The 15,717-nt window shown below is 60.6% G+C and carries 16 protein-coding genes; 13 read left to right on the forward strand and 3 right to left on the reverse strand.

Annotation, left to right across the window (positions count from 1 at the left end):
• Together JWQ61_RS18220 and JWQ61_RS18225 are read left to right on the forward strand one after the other, a co-directional pair.
• On the forward strand, positions 1 to 425 hold a 425-nt coding region (locus tag JWQ61_RS18220; RefSeq protein ID WP_304361747.1), incomplete at its 5' end, for a cytochrome b.
• Between the two features lie 53 nt (positions 426 to 478).
• Entirely contained in the window at positions 479 to 1,276 is a 798-nt protein-coding gene (locus JWQ61_RS18225; protein ID WP_304361748.1) for a hypothetical protein, read from the forward strand.
• Positions 1,277 to 1,381: 105 nt separating this feature from the next.
• Here the strand turns inward: JWQ61_RS18225 and JWQ61_RS18230 are convergent, their stop codons facing one another.
• Positions 1,382 to 1,843 carry a MarR family winged helix-turn-helix transcriptional regulator gene (locus tag JWQ61_RS18230; RefSeq protein ID WP_304361749.1) on the reverse strand — a complete coding sequence of 154 codons (462 nt, stop codon included), beginning with the start codon at positions 1,841 to 1,843 and terminating at the stop codon, positions 1,382 to 1,384.
• 189 nt (positions 1,844 to 2,032) lie between these two features.
• Here JWQ61_RS18230 and JWQ61_RS18235 point away from each other — a divergent pair, with 189 nt between their 5' ends.
• From JWQ61_RS18235 to JWQ61_RS18280, 10 genes are all read left to right on the forward strand, one after another.
• Entirely contained in the window at positions 2,033 to 2,467 is a 435-nt protein-coding gene (locus JWQ61_RS18235; protein WP_304361750.1) for a MarR family winged helix-turn-helix transcriptional regulator, read from the forward strand.
• Positions 2,468 to 2,523: 56 nt separating this feature from the next.
• The gene (locus tag JWQ61_RS18240; protein ID WP_304361751.1) at positions 2,524 to 4,029 is read left to right on the forward strand and encodes a DHA2 family efflux MFS transporter permease subunit; all 1,506 of its coding nucleotides are present in this window, start codon (positions 2,524 to 2,526) and stop codon (positions 4,027 to 4,029) included.
• Positions 4,030 to 4,033: 4 nt separating this feature from the next.
• A complete protein-coding gene (locus JWQ61_RS18245; protein ID WP_304361752.1) occupies positions 4,034 to 5,554 on the forward strand; it encodes an efflux transporter outer membrane subunit in 1,521 nt (506 codons plus the stop codon).
• A 23-nt stretch (positions 5,555 to 5,577) separates the two neighbouring features.
• The gene (locus JWQ61_RS18250; protein ID WP_304361753.1) at positions 5,578 to 6,735 is read left to right on the forward strand and encodes an HlyD family efflux transporter periplasmic adaptor subunit; all 1,158 of its coding nucleotides are present in this window, start codon (positions 5,578 to 5,580) and stop codon (positions 6,733 to 6,735) included.
• A gap of 54 nt (positions 6,736 to 6,789) precedes the next feature.
• On the forward strand, positions 6,790 to 7,227 hold the full coding sequence (locus JWQ61_RS18255; RefSeq protein ID WP_304361754.1) for a hypothetical protein: 438 nt from the start codon (positions 6,790 to 6,792) through the stop codon (positions 7,225 to 7,227).
• Between the two features lie 299 nt (positions 7,228 to 7,526).
• The gene (locus tag JWQ61_RS18260; protein WP_304361755.1) at positions 7,527 to 8,099 is read left to right on the forward strand and encodes a fimbrial protein; all 573 of its coding nucleotides are present in this window, start codon (positions 7,527 to 7,529) and stop codon (positions 8,097 to 8,099) included.
• Positions 8,100 to 8,194: 95 nt separating this feature from the next.
• A complete protein-coding gene (locus JWQ61_RS18265; protein ID WP_304361756.1) occupies positions 8,195 to 8,971 on the forward strand; it encodes a molecular chaperone in 777 nt (258 codons plus the stop codon).
• A complete protein-coding gene (locus tag JWQ61_RS18270; RefSeq protein ID WP_304361757.1) occupies positions 8,968 to 11,658 on the forward strand; it encodes a fimbria/pilus outer membrane usher protein in 2,691 nt (896 codons plus the stop codon). Before JWQ61_RS18265 ends, JWQ61_RS18270 begins: the two co-directional genes overlap by 4 nt.
• Positions 11,659 to 12,268: 610 nt before the next feature.
• Positions 12,269 to 12,691 carry a fimbrial protein gene (locus JWQ61_RS18275; RefSeq protein WP_304361758.1) on the forward strand — a complete coding sequence of 141 codons (423 nt, stop codon included), beginning with the start codon at positions 12,269 to 12,271 and terminating at the stop codon, positions 12,689 to 12,691.
• Between the two features lie 82 nt (positions 12,692 to 12,773).
• Complete coding sequence (locus JWQ61_RS18280; RefSeq protein ID WP_304361759.1) at positions 12,774 to 13,679, forward strand: fimbrial protein; 906 nt, start codon at positions 12,774 to 12,776, stop codon at positions 13,677 to 13,679.
• Positions 13,680 to 13,696: 17 nt separating this feature from the next.
• On the opposite strand, the gene JWQ61_RS18285 is transcribed toward JWQ61_RS18280, so the two are convergent.
• On the reverse strand, positions 13,697 to 14,215 hold the full coding sequence (locus JWQ61_RS18285) for a thermonuclease family protein (protein ID WP_304361760.1): 519 nt from the start codon (positions 14,213 to 14,215) through the stop codon (positions 13,697 to 13,699).
• Between the two features lie 63 nt (positions 14,216 to 14,278).
• Between JWQ61_RS18285 and JWQ61_RS18290 the strand changes: the two genes are divergently transcribed.
• Complete coding sequence (locus tag JWQ61_RS18290; protein ID WP_304361761.1) at positions 14,279 to 14,968, forward strand: haloacid dehalogenase type II; 690 nt, start codon at positions 14,279 to 14,281, stop codon at positions 14,966 to 14,968.
• Between the two features lie 18 nt (positions 14,969 to 14,986).
• Here JWQ61_RS18290 and JWQ61_RS18295 read toward each other — a convergent pair.
• Positions 14,987 to 15,717, reverse strand: a 731-nt coding sequence (locus JWQ61_RS18295; protein ID WP_304361762.1) for a CBS domain-containing protein, incomplete at its 5' end; no start/stop codon positions are given.

Consider the following 15,717-nt stretch of genomic DNA (forward strand, 5'->3'; position numbering starts at 1 on the left):
ATACGCAGCCAGTCGGGTTGATCGGCTGGCACCTGTCCATCGGCGCGCTGATCGTGTTGCTGGTGCTGGTAAGGCTGCTATGGCGCTGGACGCACCGTCCACCGCCGGAACCGCAGACACTGTCGCCGCTGTTGAGCCGCATTGCGCAACTCACCCACTGGCTGCTTTATTTGCTGCTGATCGCTTTTCCCCTTATGGGCTGGGCTAACGCGTCGTCGCGCGGCTGGCCGGTGTCGCTGTTCGGCGTGTTCCCCTTGCCGGCGCTGTCATCCAAAGGCTCACAGCTGGGCCATACGCTTGGCGACATGCACCAGCTGTTCGTCTGGGTACTGATCGCCGTAGTCGCATTGCATATTGCAGCTGCGCTATACCATCATTTCATCGTCAAAGATGACACATTGCGGCGCATGCTGCCGAATCGTTAGCAATCCGCAGAGGCGCACTCATTGCGTCCAATCGGGCATTTTCACCGGGGGAAATGATGAATCAGGCAATGAAGTTGTTCCGCGCATTGAGCATGGGGCGCACCGCTGCTTTCCTGGTGCTTGCGGGAAGCGCCGCGGCTGCTGCGGCAGCGCCCGAAGAAATTCAAGTCTATATGGACGAAATGAACAAGCCAGGCGAATTTGGTTTGGACATACATAATAACTACGTGCCTTCCGGCTCGCGCGAGCCTGATCACAATGGAGGGCTGGTGTCGCGCCATACATTCCGTGTTACGCCCGAATTCTCGTACGGGCTGAGCAAAAACTTCGAGTTGGGGGCTTATGTCCTGAGTGCGCGCGGTCCAGGTGGCGAAACAAGAATCGACGGTGAAAAACTTCGCGTGAAATTCATAGCGCCAAAAGCTGAAGACAATCCTTTTTTTTACGGCGCGAATCTGGAAGTCGGGCGAGTTGACCATCGGCTGGATGAAAATCCGTGGAACGGCGAGCTGAAAGGCATCTTTGGTTACAAGGGTTCGCGCTGGACAGCCGCCATGAATGCCAATGTCGATTTCAAGATTTCAGGTCCGGCGGCAAGCCCCGCCAGCCTGGAAATAGACACCAAACTTGCCTATAAAACCAACGGCGGCTATCAACTCGGCGTGGAGAGCTATAACGCGCTAGGGCCATTCCGGCAGCTCGGGGGCCTCGGCCAGCAAAGCCAGACTTTGTACGCCGTAATCGACACTTCGATCCACGGCTGGGATCTCAATTTCGGGGTCGGCCGAGGTTATGCAGCGGCATCCGACCGGTGGGTGCTGAAAGCGATCGTTGGCGTGCCATTTGGATGATGTAACTGGTAACTCAAATCTGCGTTGCGGTGCTGCGGGATAAAGTGGCGGCAGATCTGCCGCAGCCTTAGTTGTTCCGGCTTGCTCCGATCCCGCAAGAGAACATCAAGGTTTGGCGTCGGAGGCGACCGCTTCCGCCACCGATTGCAAATGCTCCAGCAACTTGACGGCCGCCGACAGCTGTTGCTTGTCTACATTGGCGAGCAGCTCTTTGCGGAAAGCATCCGCTTCCGCTTTCACCTTGCCATATAACTGTTGGCCGGCCTTGGTCAGCACCACCAGCTTGACGCGCCGGTCATGCGGCGACGGCTCGCGCACTACCAATTCCAGTTTCACCAGGCGGTCAATCGTCGCCACCATCGACGCCGCTTCGATGCCGACCCGGTTCGCCAGCTCGATCTGCGACAGCGGTTCGCCGGCCTTGGCCGCGACTGCGACGGCAGTCCAGCTGGCCTGGCTCAACCCGAGGTACTTAAGGCGCCGGTCGACAGCCAGCTTCCAGGCGCGCGCCGTGTTATGCAGGGCGCTGGAGAAGTGTTCTTCTAGCGTATTCGAATTCGAAGCCATCTAATTGTTGGTTGCCTGTTTAATTGCATAGTCTAGCAGAATGCGCCGGCGCACCGCCCCATGATCATGCGGGCCGGCCTTGGCCCGATTCACTAAAAGAAATCTTAAAAGACTTGTTTTCCATAAAAAAGCACACTACAATTTTAATTAGATAGCTAATGATTAGTTATATTATTATTAGGATTGAAATTGTTGACCTTGGAAGAACGTTTCACGGCAGCCCTGCATAATGCGGCCCGCTGCTGGCGCCAGGCACTGGATCGGCACCTCAAATCCCTGGGCGTAGGGCAGGCCGGCTGGATGGCGATTGCCATGATTGCCAAGGCCGGCCAGCCGCAGTCGCAAACCGACCTGGCGCACAAACTGGGGGTCGAAGATCCGACCATGATGTCGATGATAGATCGGCTGGTGAAAGCAGGATTTGTGACGCGCCAGCCGTCGGCAACCGACCGCCGCGTCAAGCTGGCGGTGCTGACCGCAGACGGCCTTGCGCTGTACCGCAAGGTAAAAACCGAGGCGGATGCGTTCCGTCTCGAATTCCTGGCGGACGTCGACAAGGAAAAATTGCGCAGCGCCACCGAAATGCTGGAAGCGCTGGATGCGGCGGTGGAGGCAAGGTTATGAGCAGCACGGCAGCCGCGGCTGGGCCTGAGATTCCCGGGGGTCCAATCAATCGCCGCATGATTACGATTTTCATCATGCTGGCGACCATCATCCAGGCGCTGGACGGCACCATCGCCAACGTCGCCCTGCCGCACATGCAGGGCAGCTTGTCGGCATCGCAGGACCAGATTACCTGGGTGCTGACTTCCTACATCGTGGCGGCGGCGATCACCACGCCGCTCACCGGCTGGCTGTGCGACCGTTTCGGCCAGAAGAATATTTTCCTGATGTCCATCGCCGGCTTTACCGTCGCTTCGATGGCCTGCGGCGTCTCGATGTCGCTGGCGCAGATTGTCGCGGCGCGCTTGCTGCAGGGCGTGTTCGGGGCGGCGCTGGTGCCGCTGTCGCAAGCGGTGCTGCTGGATATCAACCCGCGTGAAAAACATGGTTCAGCCATGGCGGTATGGGGCATGGGCGTGATGATAGGCCCGATCCTCGGCCCGACCCTGGGCGGCTGGCTGACCGACAGCTACAACTGGCGCTGGGTGTTCTTCATCAATGTGCCGATCGGTTCGCTGGCCTTTTACGGCATCCTGAAATATATACGCGCCACTACCGCGGCGCGCCGCATGAGTTTCGACATGTTCGGTTTCGCTACGCTTAGCATCGCCATCGGCGCCTTGCAGATGCTGCTTGACCGCGGCGAGCAGAACGACTGGTTTTCCGCGCGCGAGACCTGGGTCGAAGCGATTGTGCTGACGATGAGTTTTTGCTATTTCCTGGCGCATACCGCACTGCGGCCTGCCGGCAAGTCCTTCTTTGACTACCGGCTGCTGAAGAACTCCAATTATGTCACCGGCCTGCTGTTCATCTTCATCGTCGGCCTGGTGCTGTTTGCCACGCGCGCGCTGACGCCGTCGATGCTGCAGGCCTTGATGGGCTACCCGGCGAAAATCGCCGGCCTGGTGACCGCGCCGAGCGGCTTCGGCACCATGATGGCGATGCTGGTGGTGGGGCGGCTGGTGGGCAAGGTGGATTTACGGGTGCTGCTGGCGATCGGCTTTTCCGTCACGGCGTTCTCGCTGTGGCAGATGTCGCGCTATACGCTGGTGCTGTCGCCCAGCGACATCGTCTGGCCGGGCGTGATCCAGGGGATTGGCCTGGGCCTGGTGTTCGTGCCGCTGAGCGCGGCGACGTTTGCCACGCTGACGCCGGAAATGCGCGCCGAAGGCACCGCCATCTACAGCCTGATCCGCAATATCGGCAGCAGTATCGGGATCGCGCTGGTGCAGACCTTGTTGGTGCGCAATACCCAGATCGCCCATTCCTCGCTGGTGGAAAAAATATCCGGCGCCAGTCCCGCCTACCAGGATGCGATGGTTGCCTCGATCTACAACCTGGCGATGCAAAGCGGCCTGGCCGTGATCAACGACGAGGTCACCCGGCAAGCCTCGATGATCGCCTACGTCAACGATTTCTGGCTGATGCTGATCATGACCTTGCTGGTGATCCCGTTGCTGCTGCTGATCCGTCCGCCAAAAGCCAGCATGCCGGTGGCGATGGACCACGCGGCGATGGAGTAGGCGCATGCGTTCATTGTTAACAAAAACCATTCTTCAATCCGGAGAAAATCTCGCTGTGCATATATCGACATTAAAACCGCTTGCCCTGTCGCTGGCGATTGCGCTGGCCGTTGCCGCCTGCGCTAGCGTCCCGCCTGACCGCAATACCTATCCGCAGCAGGACCTGGCCAAGGTGCAGCTGGCGTCGGACATCAAGCTGGCCAGCGAAGGCTGGCCCGATAAACAATGGTGGACCCGCTACGGTGATCCGCAGCTCAATCGGCTGGTGACGCAAGCGCTGGCTGCCAGCCCGACGCTGGAAATCGCCGCCGCCCGCATCGACTCGGCGCGCACCACGCTGGCGTTCAACCGCGCCGACAAGGGCGCGAACGTCAATCTGAATGTAGAAGGAACCCGCCAGCGCTACTCCAGCAACGGCCTGTTCCCGGCGCCGATAGGCGGCGCTTATTTCACTGAAGCGATAGTGCAGGTGCAAGCCAGTTATGACTTCGACTGGTGGGGTAAACACCGGGCGCAGATTATCTCCGCGCTAGGCGAGGTGAATGCGCAACGGGCCGACTACGCGCAGGCGGAACAGCTGTTGGCTGCCGCTACTGCGCAGAGTTACTTCAGCCTGCAAGGCGGCTGGGCCCGGCTGGCAAACCTGCGCCAGACGATCAGCACGCAAACCGACATCGTTGCCGATACCACTAAGCGCGTTGCGCACGGGCTGGCGGCGATAGACCAGCAGCGCATGGCGGAGAGCGAACTCGGCACCCTGAACAAGCAGGCCGCGCAACTTGAGGCGCAGACCGCCGCCGAGCGTGAAGCGCTGCGCGCCCTGGTGGCCGGCGACAGCAATGCGCTGGCCGACCTCAAGCCGCAGCAGCTGAGCAAGCAGTTGAACGAAATCGCGCACGCGCTGCCGGCCAGGCTCGGCATGGAACTGCTGGCGCGCCGGCCGGACTTGCAGGCAGCGCACTGGCGGGTGGAAGCGTCGCTGAGCCGGATCGAAGCAACACAGGCAGCGTTTTATCCCGACATCAACCTGAGCGCTTCGGCCGGGCTGGATTCGATTTCCATGGGCAATGTGCTGAGTGCGGCTAGCCGCACCTTGTTCCTGGGCCCGACCTTGTCGCTGCCGCTGTTTGACAGCAAGCGCCTGGATGCACGCCTGGAGTCTTCCCGTTCCGAGCGCAACGGACTGATCGCCGACTACAACCAGAGCGTGCTGAATGCGGTGCGCGATGTGGCGCAGCAAGCCATCAGCGTGCGCGGCCTGGAGAGCCAGATCGGCCGGCAGGACGAGGTGATGCGGGCCAGCCGCGACCTGCTGCAAACCGCACAGGCAAAGTTCAGGCAGGGGCTGGCCGATCGCAACGCAGTGCTGAATGCCGGCTTGTCTTTGTCGCGGCAAGAAGATGAAAGCCTGCAGCTGCACAGCCAGCAGTTGCAGGCAGATGTGTCGCTGATCAAGGCCCTGGGCGGCGGTTACCGCACCGACAGCGCCAACGCGGGTGCGGCACTTACCCAGACCTCAAAATAAAACGGAATAATGGAATATTCGCAATGACCACAGCTACTCAAGACTTACCCAATTCCGGCAAACGCAAGCTCGTATTGCTGGGCATGACCCTGGTGTTCATCCTGATCGGGGTCGCTTACGCCATCTATTACGTGCTGGTGTTGTCGAAAGAGATGGATACCGACAACGCTTACGTCGGCGGCAACCTGGTCAATCTGACTTCGCAAGTGTCGGGCAACGTGCAGGAAATCCGCGCCGATGAAACCCAGATGGTGCAAGCCGGCGCGGAACTGATCAAGCTCGATCCTATCGATGCCGACGTCGCGCTGAGCCAGGCTGATGCGCGCCTGGGCACGACAGTGCGGCAGTTGCGCGAACGCTACTCGAATGTGGCGCAGTACGATGCGACCATAGAGCAGCGCAAGCTGGTCTTGCAGGATGCCAGCGACGACCTGGCGCGCCGCCTGCCGCTGGCGGCAGACCATACCGTGTCCGGCGAAGACGTCGCTCACGCCCGGCAAGCCGTGGCAAACGCCAAGGCCTCGCTTGAGGTAGCGATCAAGCAGGCGGATGCAAATCGCGCCGGGATAGCCGGCGTCAGCCTCGAGCAGCATCCCAATATATTGGCGGCCAAGGCCGATTTTGTGCAGGCCTGGCTCACCGTGCGGCGCAACGCGATATTGGCGCCGGTGGCGGGTTATGTGGCAAAACGCAGCGTGCAAGTGGGCAACCGGGTCACGCCGGGCACGGCCATGATGTCGATCGTGCCGCTGGACCAGTTATGGGTGGACGCCAATTTCAAGGAATCCGAACTCAGGGATATCCGCGTCGGCCAGAGCGCCAGCATAGAAGCCGATGTGTATGGCGGCAAAGTGGTTTACCACGGCAAGGTGCTGGGCTTGTCGGCTGGCACCGGCAGCGCCTTCTCGCTGCTGCCGGCGCAGAATGCGACCGGCAACTGGATCAAGGTGGTGCAAAGGGTGCCGGTGCGGATTTCGCTGGATGCCAGTGAGCTGGAAAAACACCCGTTGCGGGTGGGCCTGTCGACTGTCGTCACGGTCGACATCAGCCATGCGGATGGGCCGATGCTGGGAATGGCCATGCCCGCAGCACCCGTGTATTCCACAAAGACGCTGAGCCAGCCGGTGCCGGAAGCGGAAGCCGCGGCCGATGCAATCGTCAGGAAGAACCTGGCCAGGTAAGGCTAGCCGGCGGCATCGGCGCGGACGGTCCAATTAGTTCAAGAAGGGATGAATATGAATGCTCAACATCAATTCAAGCCAGCTGGCGACCTGCCGCAAATCGCCGATGAAGCGCTTCAGCATCCCGAAGAAAAGATCGGCGTCAGCAAAATCGCGGTGAAGCAGGCAAGCATGCAGTTGACGGCCATCCTCGGCGGTTTTGTCGAGGTAGACCGCTTGCTGCTGGCTTGGGGCGCGAAAACCGACGAGCCGATTGCCTGTGAATTCGAGGTGACCTTCCTGGACGGGTATAAATTGGAAGGAGTCTATGAATACTGCTGCAAAACCGCCAAACGGCTGTCTCTCAGCAATTTCATCCGTTCTTGCCTGTTGAAGCCGCAACTTGAAAACACGGCCGATCGCAAACAAAAATTCAAGCGCGTGGTCGACAGCGCCGGGGAGATAGCCGGCGTATCCATACTCGATCATTATGAAATCGAGCGTACCGGCTGAATCCGAGGGTGAAGTGACTCGAACACCGCTTGCTGTGTCCTGCGGCAGGCGGTCGGCACGCTGGCAATTCTTGCCTGCTTTTCTCCGCCATTTTCAATCCTGCCGCCGGCATGGCATGGCTAAATGATTTTGCATTGGAATTTTTATGCAAAATTAGGTGAAAGCTTACATAACCGAAATTTCAGGATTTTTCCTACAGATTAACCATCTTTTCTTACCTGTTTTTTTGCCTTGTCAAAACTAGACTGACGGGACTCTGGATAAAAAGAGTTTTCTTCAATCTACTAGGAATAAACATCGTGAAAAAACAATCGCTTATCGCCGCCATGCTGGCGGCGGCCGGGTTGATCGGCGCGCCTGCGTTCGCTATCGACGGCACCATCAACATCACCGGTGAAATCAAGGGCCTGACCTGCAGCGTCAGCGGCGGTCCAGGCACCACGCCAGGCACCGGCGGCGACTTTGCCGTTGCCTTGCTGCCCGTGCAGACAACCGCCTTGAGCGCTGACGGCGCAGTAGCTGCCGCCAAGCCTTTCTCCATCGTGCTGGGCACCACCGGCGGCGCTACCTGTCCGGATGGCACGCGCGCTGCGATCCTGTTTGATACCTCTAGTCCCATGATCGATCCGGTGACTGGCAACCTGAAAAATTCCACTGCCACCGGCAGCGCTACCAATGTACAGGTGCAGATCCTCGACAGCCTGAATGCGAATGCGCCAGTCAACCTGGCGTCCGGCAACGAGACCACCGAGGTGACGGCCGCCGGCGGTACGGCAACGCTGCCGTTCCAGGCGGAATACAAGGCTACCGGCGGCGCCGCCACGGCTGGCACGGTGGCTACCAGCGTCGGCTATACCGTCATTTTCCCTTAACTTGCAACAGATCAAGCTCTGCTGAACGAGCTTGCAGAAAGCCTTCGTCCGCCCTCTGGGCAGGACGGGCTTTGTGTTTACCGAGAAAAAACAACATGCGCAATTCCACCCGTACCTGGCCGCGTTACCTGGCATTGGCCGCTTTGTGTCTTGCCGGCTGCCTGGCGCTATGGCCGGCGCGGGCCGGGGTGGTGATTGGCGGCACGCGCCAGATATATCCGGCGCAGAACCGCGAAATCACTATCCAGCTGACCAATGAAGACAAGAAATTGCCGCGCCTGGTGCAGGTGTGGCTCGACAGCGGCGACGAAAAGATTACTCCCGAACAGAGCGACGTGCCGTTCACGATCACGCCGCCGGTGTTCCGCATGGAAGCCGGCAAGAGCCAGTCCTTGCGCCTGGTCTATACCCGGGAGCCGCTGCCGGCGGACAGGGAGTCGGTGTTCTGGCTGAATGTGCTGGAAGTGCCGCCCAAGGTCGATGGCGAGGAAAGCCAGCTGCGCTTCAGCTTCCGCATCCGCACCAAGGTTTTTTTCCGCCCGCAGGGTCTGCCGGGCGCGGCTTCGGATGCGGTGTCCCAATTGCGCTGGTCTTTGCTCAAGACCGCGCAGGGCAGCATGCTGGAAGTGCAAAATCCTTCGCCGTATCACGTGTCATTCCAGGAAGTGGCGCTGGCGCTAGGCAATGGGCCCGACGCGCGCCTGAACAAGAGCGATCAATATGAGATGGTCGCGCCCGGCGGCAGCCGGCGCTATCTACTCAAGGACATAGTCGGCGCCTTGCCCACAGGCGCCCATGTGCAGTTCTCGACGATCAACGATTACGGCGCGTTTGTGCCGGAACAGGCCCCGCTGCAGCCTGCAGTGCCATGAAGATGGCGACTGTGACTAGATATTCCACCAGTTGCCGGGCGACCGCGCCGCTGCAGCCGCGCCTGCTCAGCATGCTGATCGGCGGCATGTTCTCCGGTGTGCTGGCGGCGCCGACGGCAAACGCGGCGGCTACTGTCGCCTCGATGACATTCGATGCCGGCATGTTTGCCGCCGGCGGCGGTTCGCGCGCCGATTTTTCGCGTTTCGACAAAGGCAATGTGGTGTTGCCGGGTTCTTACCGCGTCGATGTGATCGTCAATGAAAACGGCCAGGGACGGCGCGATATCACTTTCAGCGACCTCGCCGGCCAGGACAGCGCGGCGCCTTGTTTCAACCGTGCGCTGCTGCAGCAACTGGGCGTCGATGCCGACAAGGTTGCGCGCGGCAGTGGCGGCAGCGGCGGAGAGGAAGCCGGCGGCCATCCGATACCGGACGGCCCCCTGTGCGGCGACCTGGGCGATTGGGTGCCGGGCGCGACGGCATCGTTCGACAGCGCCGAACAGGTCTTGTCGGTCAGCATTCCGCAAATCTTCATGAACCTGTCGGCGCGCGGTTATGTCGATCCAGCCCAATGGGACAACGGCATCAATGCCGCCTTGCTGGGTTATAACTTCAGCAGTTCCACCGTCACCAGCGGCGCCGGCGGCAGCCAGGCCTACCTCGGCCTGGTCGGCGGCGTGAATGCCGGCGCCTGGCGCCTGCGCCATCAGGGCTCTCAGGCCTGGAGTCCGGCTCGGGGCCGCAGCAGCTACCAGAACACAGCGACGTACCTGCAGCGCAGCATCGCCGGCCTGAAATCGCAGTTGGTCATCGGCGACAGCTTCAGCAGCGGCCAGATCATGGACAGCCTGCGCCTGCGCGGCGTCAGCCTGGCTTCGGACGACCGCATGCTGCCGCAGTCGCAGCAGGGCTATGCGCCGGTTGTGCGCGGCATCGCCGAGGGCAACGCCACGGTCAGCATCAGCCAGAACGGCTACAAGATTTATGAAACCACGGTGGCGCCGGGGCCGTTCGTCATCGACGATCTTTATCCCACCGGCTACGGCGGCGACCTGACGGTGACCGTCACCGAAGCTGGCGGCCGCAAGAATACCTTTGTCGTGCCGTACGCCGCCTTGCCGCAGCTGCTGCGCGCCGACACCACCAAGTACAGCGTCGCCGCCGGCCAGCTGAAACAGTACGGCGCCACCGACAGCGCGCCGTTCGTGATGCAGGCCGCGATCCAGCACGGCGTCAGCAATGCCGTCACCCTGTACGGTGGCGCCACCGTCTCCAGCGGTTATGCCCAGGCCAAGCTCGGTACGGCCTTCGCCACGCCGCTTGGCGCGATTTCCTTGGATGCGACGGCCTCACGCACCAGCGTGCCGGGCATGGGCGTCTTGCAAGGACAGAGTTATGGCGTGGCCTACAACAAGAACATCCCGGAGACGGGCACCAATTTTGCGCTGGGCGCCTATCGCTTTTCCACCGACGGCTACCTGAGCCTGCCGGACGCAGTGAATCTGCGCGGCCTGGCCGGGCGTGGCCAGGATGTCGGCCAGTATGCGCGCCAGAAGAGCCGCCTCGACGTCAATCTCAGCCAGAAGCTGGGTGACGGCACGCTGTCCCTGTACGGCAGTTCGGTCGACTACTGGGGCAAGCGCCAGGGACGCCAGACGTCATTTACCGCAGGTTATGGTTCGCGCTGGAAGAGCGTCAACTGGAACCTGTCGGTGCAGCGCTCGCGCATCGCGGCGGCGCCGCTGACCGCGGAGCAGGAACGGCAGCAGCAGAGCGACAACATTTTCTTCGGCCCGGCTTATGACAGCGGGCGCATCGACAACCGCATCGTCCTGACCTTGACCATGCCGCTCGGCCGTTCCGTGAACGCGCCCAGCATGAACACGACCCTGGCGCGCAACAGCGGCGACAGCAACGGCAGCGACCTGAATGTCGGCGTCAGCGGCACGCTGGGCGAGGAACGCAACGTCAGTTACGGCGCCTCGGCCAGCCGCCGCAGCAGCAGCGATAGCGGCAGCACAGGATTCAACCTTTACGGCGGCTACCAGAACAGCGCGGCCAAGCTGCGTGCGGGCTACAGCCAGTACGGCGAGAACGGACAACTGTCGTTCGGCGCCGACGGCGGCGTGGTGGTGCATGGCGGCGGCGTGTCGCTGGCGCAAAGCCTGGGCGACACCGTCGGCCTGGTGCATGCGCCGGATGCTGAGGGAGCCGGGCTCACCAATGTCTCCAACGTGCGCCTGGACCGTCGCGGCTACGGCGTGGTGCCGTATCTGACGCCGTTCCAGAACAATGTGATCGGGATCGATCCCAAGGGCACGTCGGACCATGTCGAACTGAAAGAAAGCACGCAAAACGTGGCGCCCACCCTGGGTGCGGTCAGCCTGCTCAAGTTCGAGACTGTCGCTGGCCGCGCGGTAGTGCTCAAGGCCATGCAGCAAGATGGCAAGCCACTGCCGTTTGCGGCCGAGGTATTCGATGAAGGCGGACAGGCAGTCGGCGTGGTGGGGCAAGGCAGCAAGGCTTTTGTACGCGGGATCGCCGACAGCGGCAGCCTGATCGTCAAATGGAGCGAAGCGGCTGGCGGCAGCTGCCGAATCGATTATGTCCTGCCGACGCAGGCCGGGCGGCAAATTGATGCAGCTCGGGTGGAGGGGCGTTGTACGCCTGTCCGTAATGGAAATTAAATCGGGGCTGATAAAAGCCGTATCAGATGAGCATGTTCATAGCATGAATAATTTACTAAATATGAAATTTTTCTTGTTGACAGCAGTATTCTGCATAGCGAGCGGGTATGCAACGACGTCGCAGGCGGTGTGTACCTTTCGGGCTGGATTCGGCCCGAGTGACGGGGAAGTGGTTAATTTTCCCAATGTCGTGGTGCAAAGAGATGCACCATTGGGGGCAGTCCTAGCCACAGTCACAAGAACAAATTTTAGCAATCGTGGTGATTTTCTCGACTGTACCACTCAGAACAATACCGCACGCTGGTCTGCAGAGAGACTGACAGCCATTAACTATAACGGTGAGCAATTGTTCAGCGTTGGCATTGCCGGTGTTGCAATGCGCGTCAGGACGCCAGATCCGACGGGCTGGTTTAGCGGTTTTTTCCCTAGGGACCATGTTAATAGCGGATGTAATGTCGGCGTGTATTGTGGTCGGAACTGGGGCCAGACTATTTTTGAGCTGGTTAAAACTGGAGACACCGGAAGCGGCGTCACGGCTATACCAGGGAGTATCAGTGCGAGTTTGGTTAATTTGACTTATACATATAGCTTTAGTTTTGCTGCCTCGACCGTGACTACCGTCGCTTGTTCCGTCACCAACACAGCGGTCCAGGTGCCGCTGGGCAGCACGGACTTGAGCTACTTCACTGGTATTGGCAAGACTACGCCGGATCATGCTTTCCCGGTCAACCTTGATTGCGCCGCCGGCACCCGGGTCAAGATCACCCTGGATGGCACCGCCGACAATGCCGCTCCCGGCAGGGGCGTGGTGGCCCTGACTCCTTCATCGTCGAATACGGTAGCAAAAGGGGTGGGAGTCCAGCTGTTGTATTCGAGTCAGCCAGTCATCCTGGGCAGTGTTCTCGATGGCGGTACTGCCGCCACCGCTGGCGCCTATCCCGTCAATTTCATCGCCCGCTACTACCAGACGGAGGCGACGGTCCAGCCCGGGCTGGCCAATGCCGCAGTCACCTTCACCATGACATACAACTGATCCGCATGATATGAATTATTCGTATCGTTTCCCGCTTGTTTTCAAGCTGAGAAAGCCATGCCTGGCTGGCCTGCTATGCCTCATGGGCACCTATGCCACGCCATCGCTGGCTGCCTGCACGCAAATCAACGGCTGGTCCAACAGACCAGCATCGGTGCAGTTCAAGCCGATCATCACCGTGCGCAGAGATGTCCCTGTCGGCACCATTCTGGATACGCAAGTGGTGAATCTGCCCAACGAAGCATACATGACGTGCGGTGATGGATTCGACGTGCTCGGTGCATATTACGGAACGGTTAGCGGACCAGGTCCGATCGGCAACACCAACCTAGCTGGGGTTGGTGCCAGGATCACCTTCATCAATCAAGCGCTTGTCCGCCAATTACCCTATCAGGTACATCAAAATGTTGGCGGGACTTTCTCTTGGATAAATGCGTCATGGAAGATTGAGTTAATTAAAACTGGTCCTATCACAGCGGGGAAAATGGCAGTAAACGCCTACGCGGGGTATGGCGTTGTGGGCCTTTATTTTAGCTCTTACCTGAATATCACTGGCGGTGGGCAAATCGTTCCTCTTTCCTGCTCCGTCTCCAATGCTGTGGTTTCTGTCCCATTGGGGGAAGTTAATCTGAACAAGTTTACCGGCCCAGGCAGCACGGTAGAGACGCCCGGTTCCAATTTTAATGTCGCTCTCGATTGCGATGCCGGGGCCAGGGTCAACATTACCTTGGACGGCATCGCTGATAGTTCCGGCGCACCGGGCGTGCTGGCGTTGTCTCCCGCCAGCGGTACTGTAGCCCAGGGCGCAGGTGTGCAGCTGTTGCATAGCAATACGCCGGTGACCTTTGGCGCGCCGATTGCTGCCGGTGCCGCAGCCGTTGACGGCAACTACAATATTCCGCTTATGGCCCGCTATTACCAGACGGCCGCCAGCGTTAAGCCCGGCGTGGCTAACAGCACTGTAACCTTTACCATGACCTACAACTGATTGAAATGTGACATGTTTCAACAGCCGTACGCCTTGCGTCCGTTAATCCATTGATAGCGGCCGCCGCGCGGCCCGATGTGACAGGTTGCGTCCGGGGCGGTGCGGTGCCGGAAATCCCATGGGGGCACTGGATGCAAGGCTGACCATAATCCGCTCCTGCTGCTGCGTGCGATGGTCTCAAGTGCCTTCAATTCGCTGCCGCTTCGTGCAGAAGCCCAGGCCATGCCGCGTTCCACCTGCGTTCGACCTGCATCGATGCCGTTGCAGCGCACCGTGGCGACTGTGCGGCCGAAACGGTCGATGGCGATCGCATCGTATTGCGCATCCTGGCCGGAGCATAACTGGCGCAGCGATTGCGCGGCCTGGCGGCCGAACGCCTGTCTTGTTTCCGGGGCATCGATGCCGGCCAGGCGCAACTTGAGTCGGCTGCGCCCGACCTGCAAAGTCATGCTGTCGCCGTCGGCCACGCTGACGACCTTGTACGCGTGCGCTGCCGGCGGCGCGATCAGCAGAAAAGCGGCAAGCAATATTCTCATTTACACTGGGGCATGGGAAACAGCGACGGCACGGCTGATCCGACAGCTTACAGAGGAAGTGCAATGAAGAATATAAGCGGCATCGTATTCGATCTCTACGGCACGCTTTACGACGTGCATTCGGTCGCCGCAGCCTGCGACGCCTGTCATCCGGGCCGGGGGCGCGAGATCAGCACGGTCTGGCGGCAGAAGCAGCTTGAGTACACCTGGCTGCGCAGCCTGATGGGCGACTATGCCGATTTCGAGCAGGTCACCCGAGACGCCCTGGTGTTTACATCCGGGCAGCTGCGGCTGCCGCTTGACGATGCGGCGCTTTCGGCGCTGTGCGCGGAGTACCTCAGGATTGCGCCGTACCCGGAAGTGCCAGCGGCGCTGGCCAGGCTGCAGGCAATGGGGTTGCCGCTGGCGATCCTGTCCAACGGTTCGGCCAATTCAATCCGCAGCGTGGTGACGGCATCCGGGCTGGAGCAGCGCTTCGCGCACCTGATCAGCGCCGACAGCGTGCGTATCTTCAAGCCGCACGACAAGGTCTACCAGCTGGCCGAACAGCAGATGCACTGCGATCGTTCGGAACTGCTGTTCGTCTCATCGAATGCATGGGATGCCTCCGGCGCGCGGCATTTCGGTTATCCCGTCTGCTGGATCAACCGGGCCGGCAATACGTTTGACGAGCTGGGGCAGTCGCCCGACCATATCGTGCAGGGACTGGACCAGCTGGCGGACTGGCTGCAAACACGGCAGCCTGCCGCCTGACTGCATTCAGTCTGGGATTCAGCTCAACAATCTTTCACGTTTCTGCTCTTCGTCGAAAAACAGCCGCGACGGCTTGATCAGGTCGCTGCGGCTGATGATGCCGACCAGGCGCCGACTCTGCAGATCGCTGACCACCGGCAGCCGTTCCAGATGGTGAGTCGCCATGCGCGCGGCCGCGATGCGGCAGGTTTCCGACGGCAGCGCGACCAGGGCGGCCGATTGCTCCAGGCAGGCGGGATTGAACAAGGTCGTCAAAGCATTGCTGCCGTCGGCGTGCGGGCTGAAGCTGCTGCGTTCGACCATGCCCATCAAACCCTGGTTGATGTCGACTACCGGGTAGCAGCGGTGCACTTGCTGCGCGCCGAAATGGCGCTCCAGCGTTTCAGCGATAGTGAGGCTGGCAGGAATCGCCGTTACCGCATGCGTCATCACTTCATCCACATGCTGCCGTTCCAGCGGATCGACGCCGTATTCACGATAGATGTGGTAACCGCGCCGGGCGATCTTTTCAGTCATGATCGAGCGTCGCATGGTCAGCACGGTAAAACCGTAGGCGACGCCGGTGGTGAGCAGCAGCGGCAGCAGGGCGTTGGTGTCGTGGGTCAGGCCGAAGGCGAACACAGCGGCGGTGAGCGGCGCGCCCAGCACGCCGGCCAGCACCGCGGCCATGCACACCAGCGGCCACAAATGCGCATCGCCGCCCGGCAGCCATGGCGCCAGCACGGTGCCGAGGCCGGCGCCGATGATCA

The organism is Collimonas fungivorans, assembly GCF_028292705.1.
Classification (GTDB): domain Bacteria; phylum Pseudomonadota; class Gammaproteobacteria; order Burkholderiales; family Burkholderiaceae_D; genus Collimonas; species Collimonas fungivorans_B.

What these genes read in the sequence shown, in the direction of transcription:
- JWQ61_RS18230 (WP_304361749.1), bottom strand. Translation starts at nt 1,843, where the DNA reads ATGGCTTCGAATTCGAATACGCTAGAAGAACACTTCTCCAGCGCCCTG.
- JWQ61_RS18240 (WP_304361751.1), top strand. Translation starts at nt 2,524, where the DNA reads ATGATTACGATTTTCATCATGCTGGCGACCATCATCCAGGCGCTGGAC.
- JWQ61_RS18290 (WP_304361761.1), top strand. Translation starts at nt 14,279, where the DNA reads ATGAAGAATATAAGCGGCATCGTATTCGATCTCTACGGCACGCTTTAC.
- JWQ61_RS18285 (WP_304361760.1), bottom strand. Translation starts at nt 14,215, where the DNA reads ATGAGAATATTGCTTGCCGCTTTTCTGCTGATCGCGCCGCCGGCAGCG.
- JWQ61_RS18270 (WP_304361757.1), top strand. Translation starts at nt 8,968, where the DNA reads ATGAAGATGGCGACTGTGACTAGATATTCCACCAGTTGCCGGGCGACC.
- JWQ61_RS18265 (WP_304361756.1), top strand. Translation starts at nt 8,195, where the DNA reads ATGCGCAATTCCACCCGTACCTGGCCGCGTTACCTGGCATTGGCCGCT.
- JWQ61_RS18225 (WP_304361748.1), top strand. Translation starts at nt 479, where the DNA reads ATGATGAATCAGGCAATGAAGTTGTTCCGCGCATTGAGCATGGGGCGC.
- JWQ61_RS18250 (WP_304361753.1), top strand. Translation starts at nt 5,578, where the DNA reads ATGACCACAGCTACTCAAGACTTACCCAATTCCGGCAAACGCAAGCTC.
- JWQ61_RS18255 (WP_304361754.1), top strand. Translation starts at nt 6,790, where the DNA reads ATGAATGCTCAACATCAATTCAAGCCAGCTGGCGACCTGCCGCAAATC.
- JWQ61_RS18245 (WP_304361752.1), top strand. Translation starts at nt 4,034, where the DNA reads ATGCGTTCATTGTTAACAAAAACCATTCTTCAATCCGGAGAAAATCTC.
- JWQ61_RS18280 (WP_304361759.1), top strand. Translation starts at nt 12,774, where the DNA reads ATGGGCACCTATGCCACGCCATCGCTGGCTGCCTGCACGCAAATCAAC.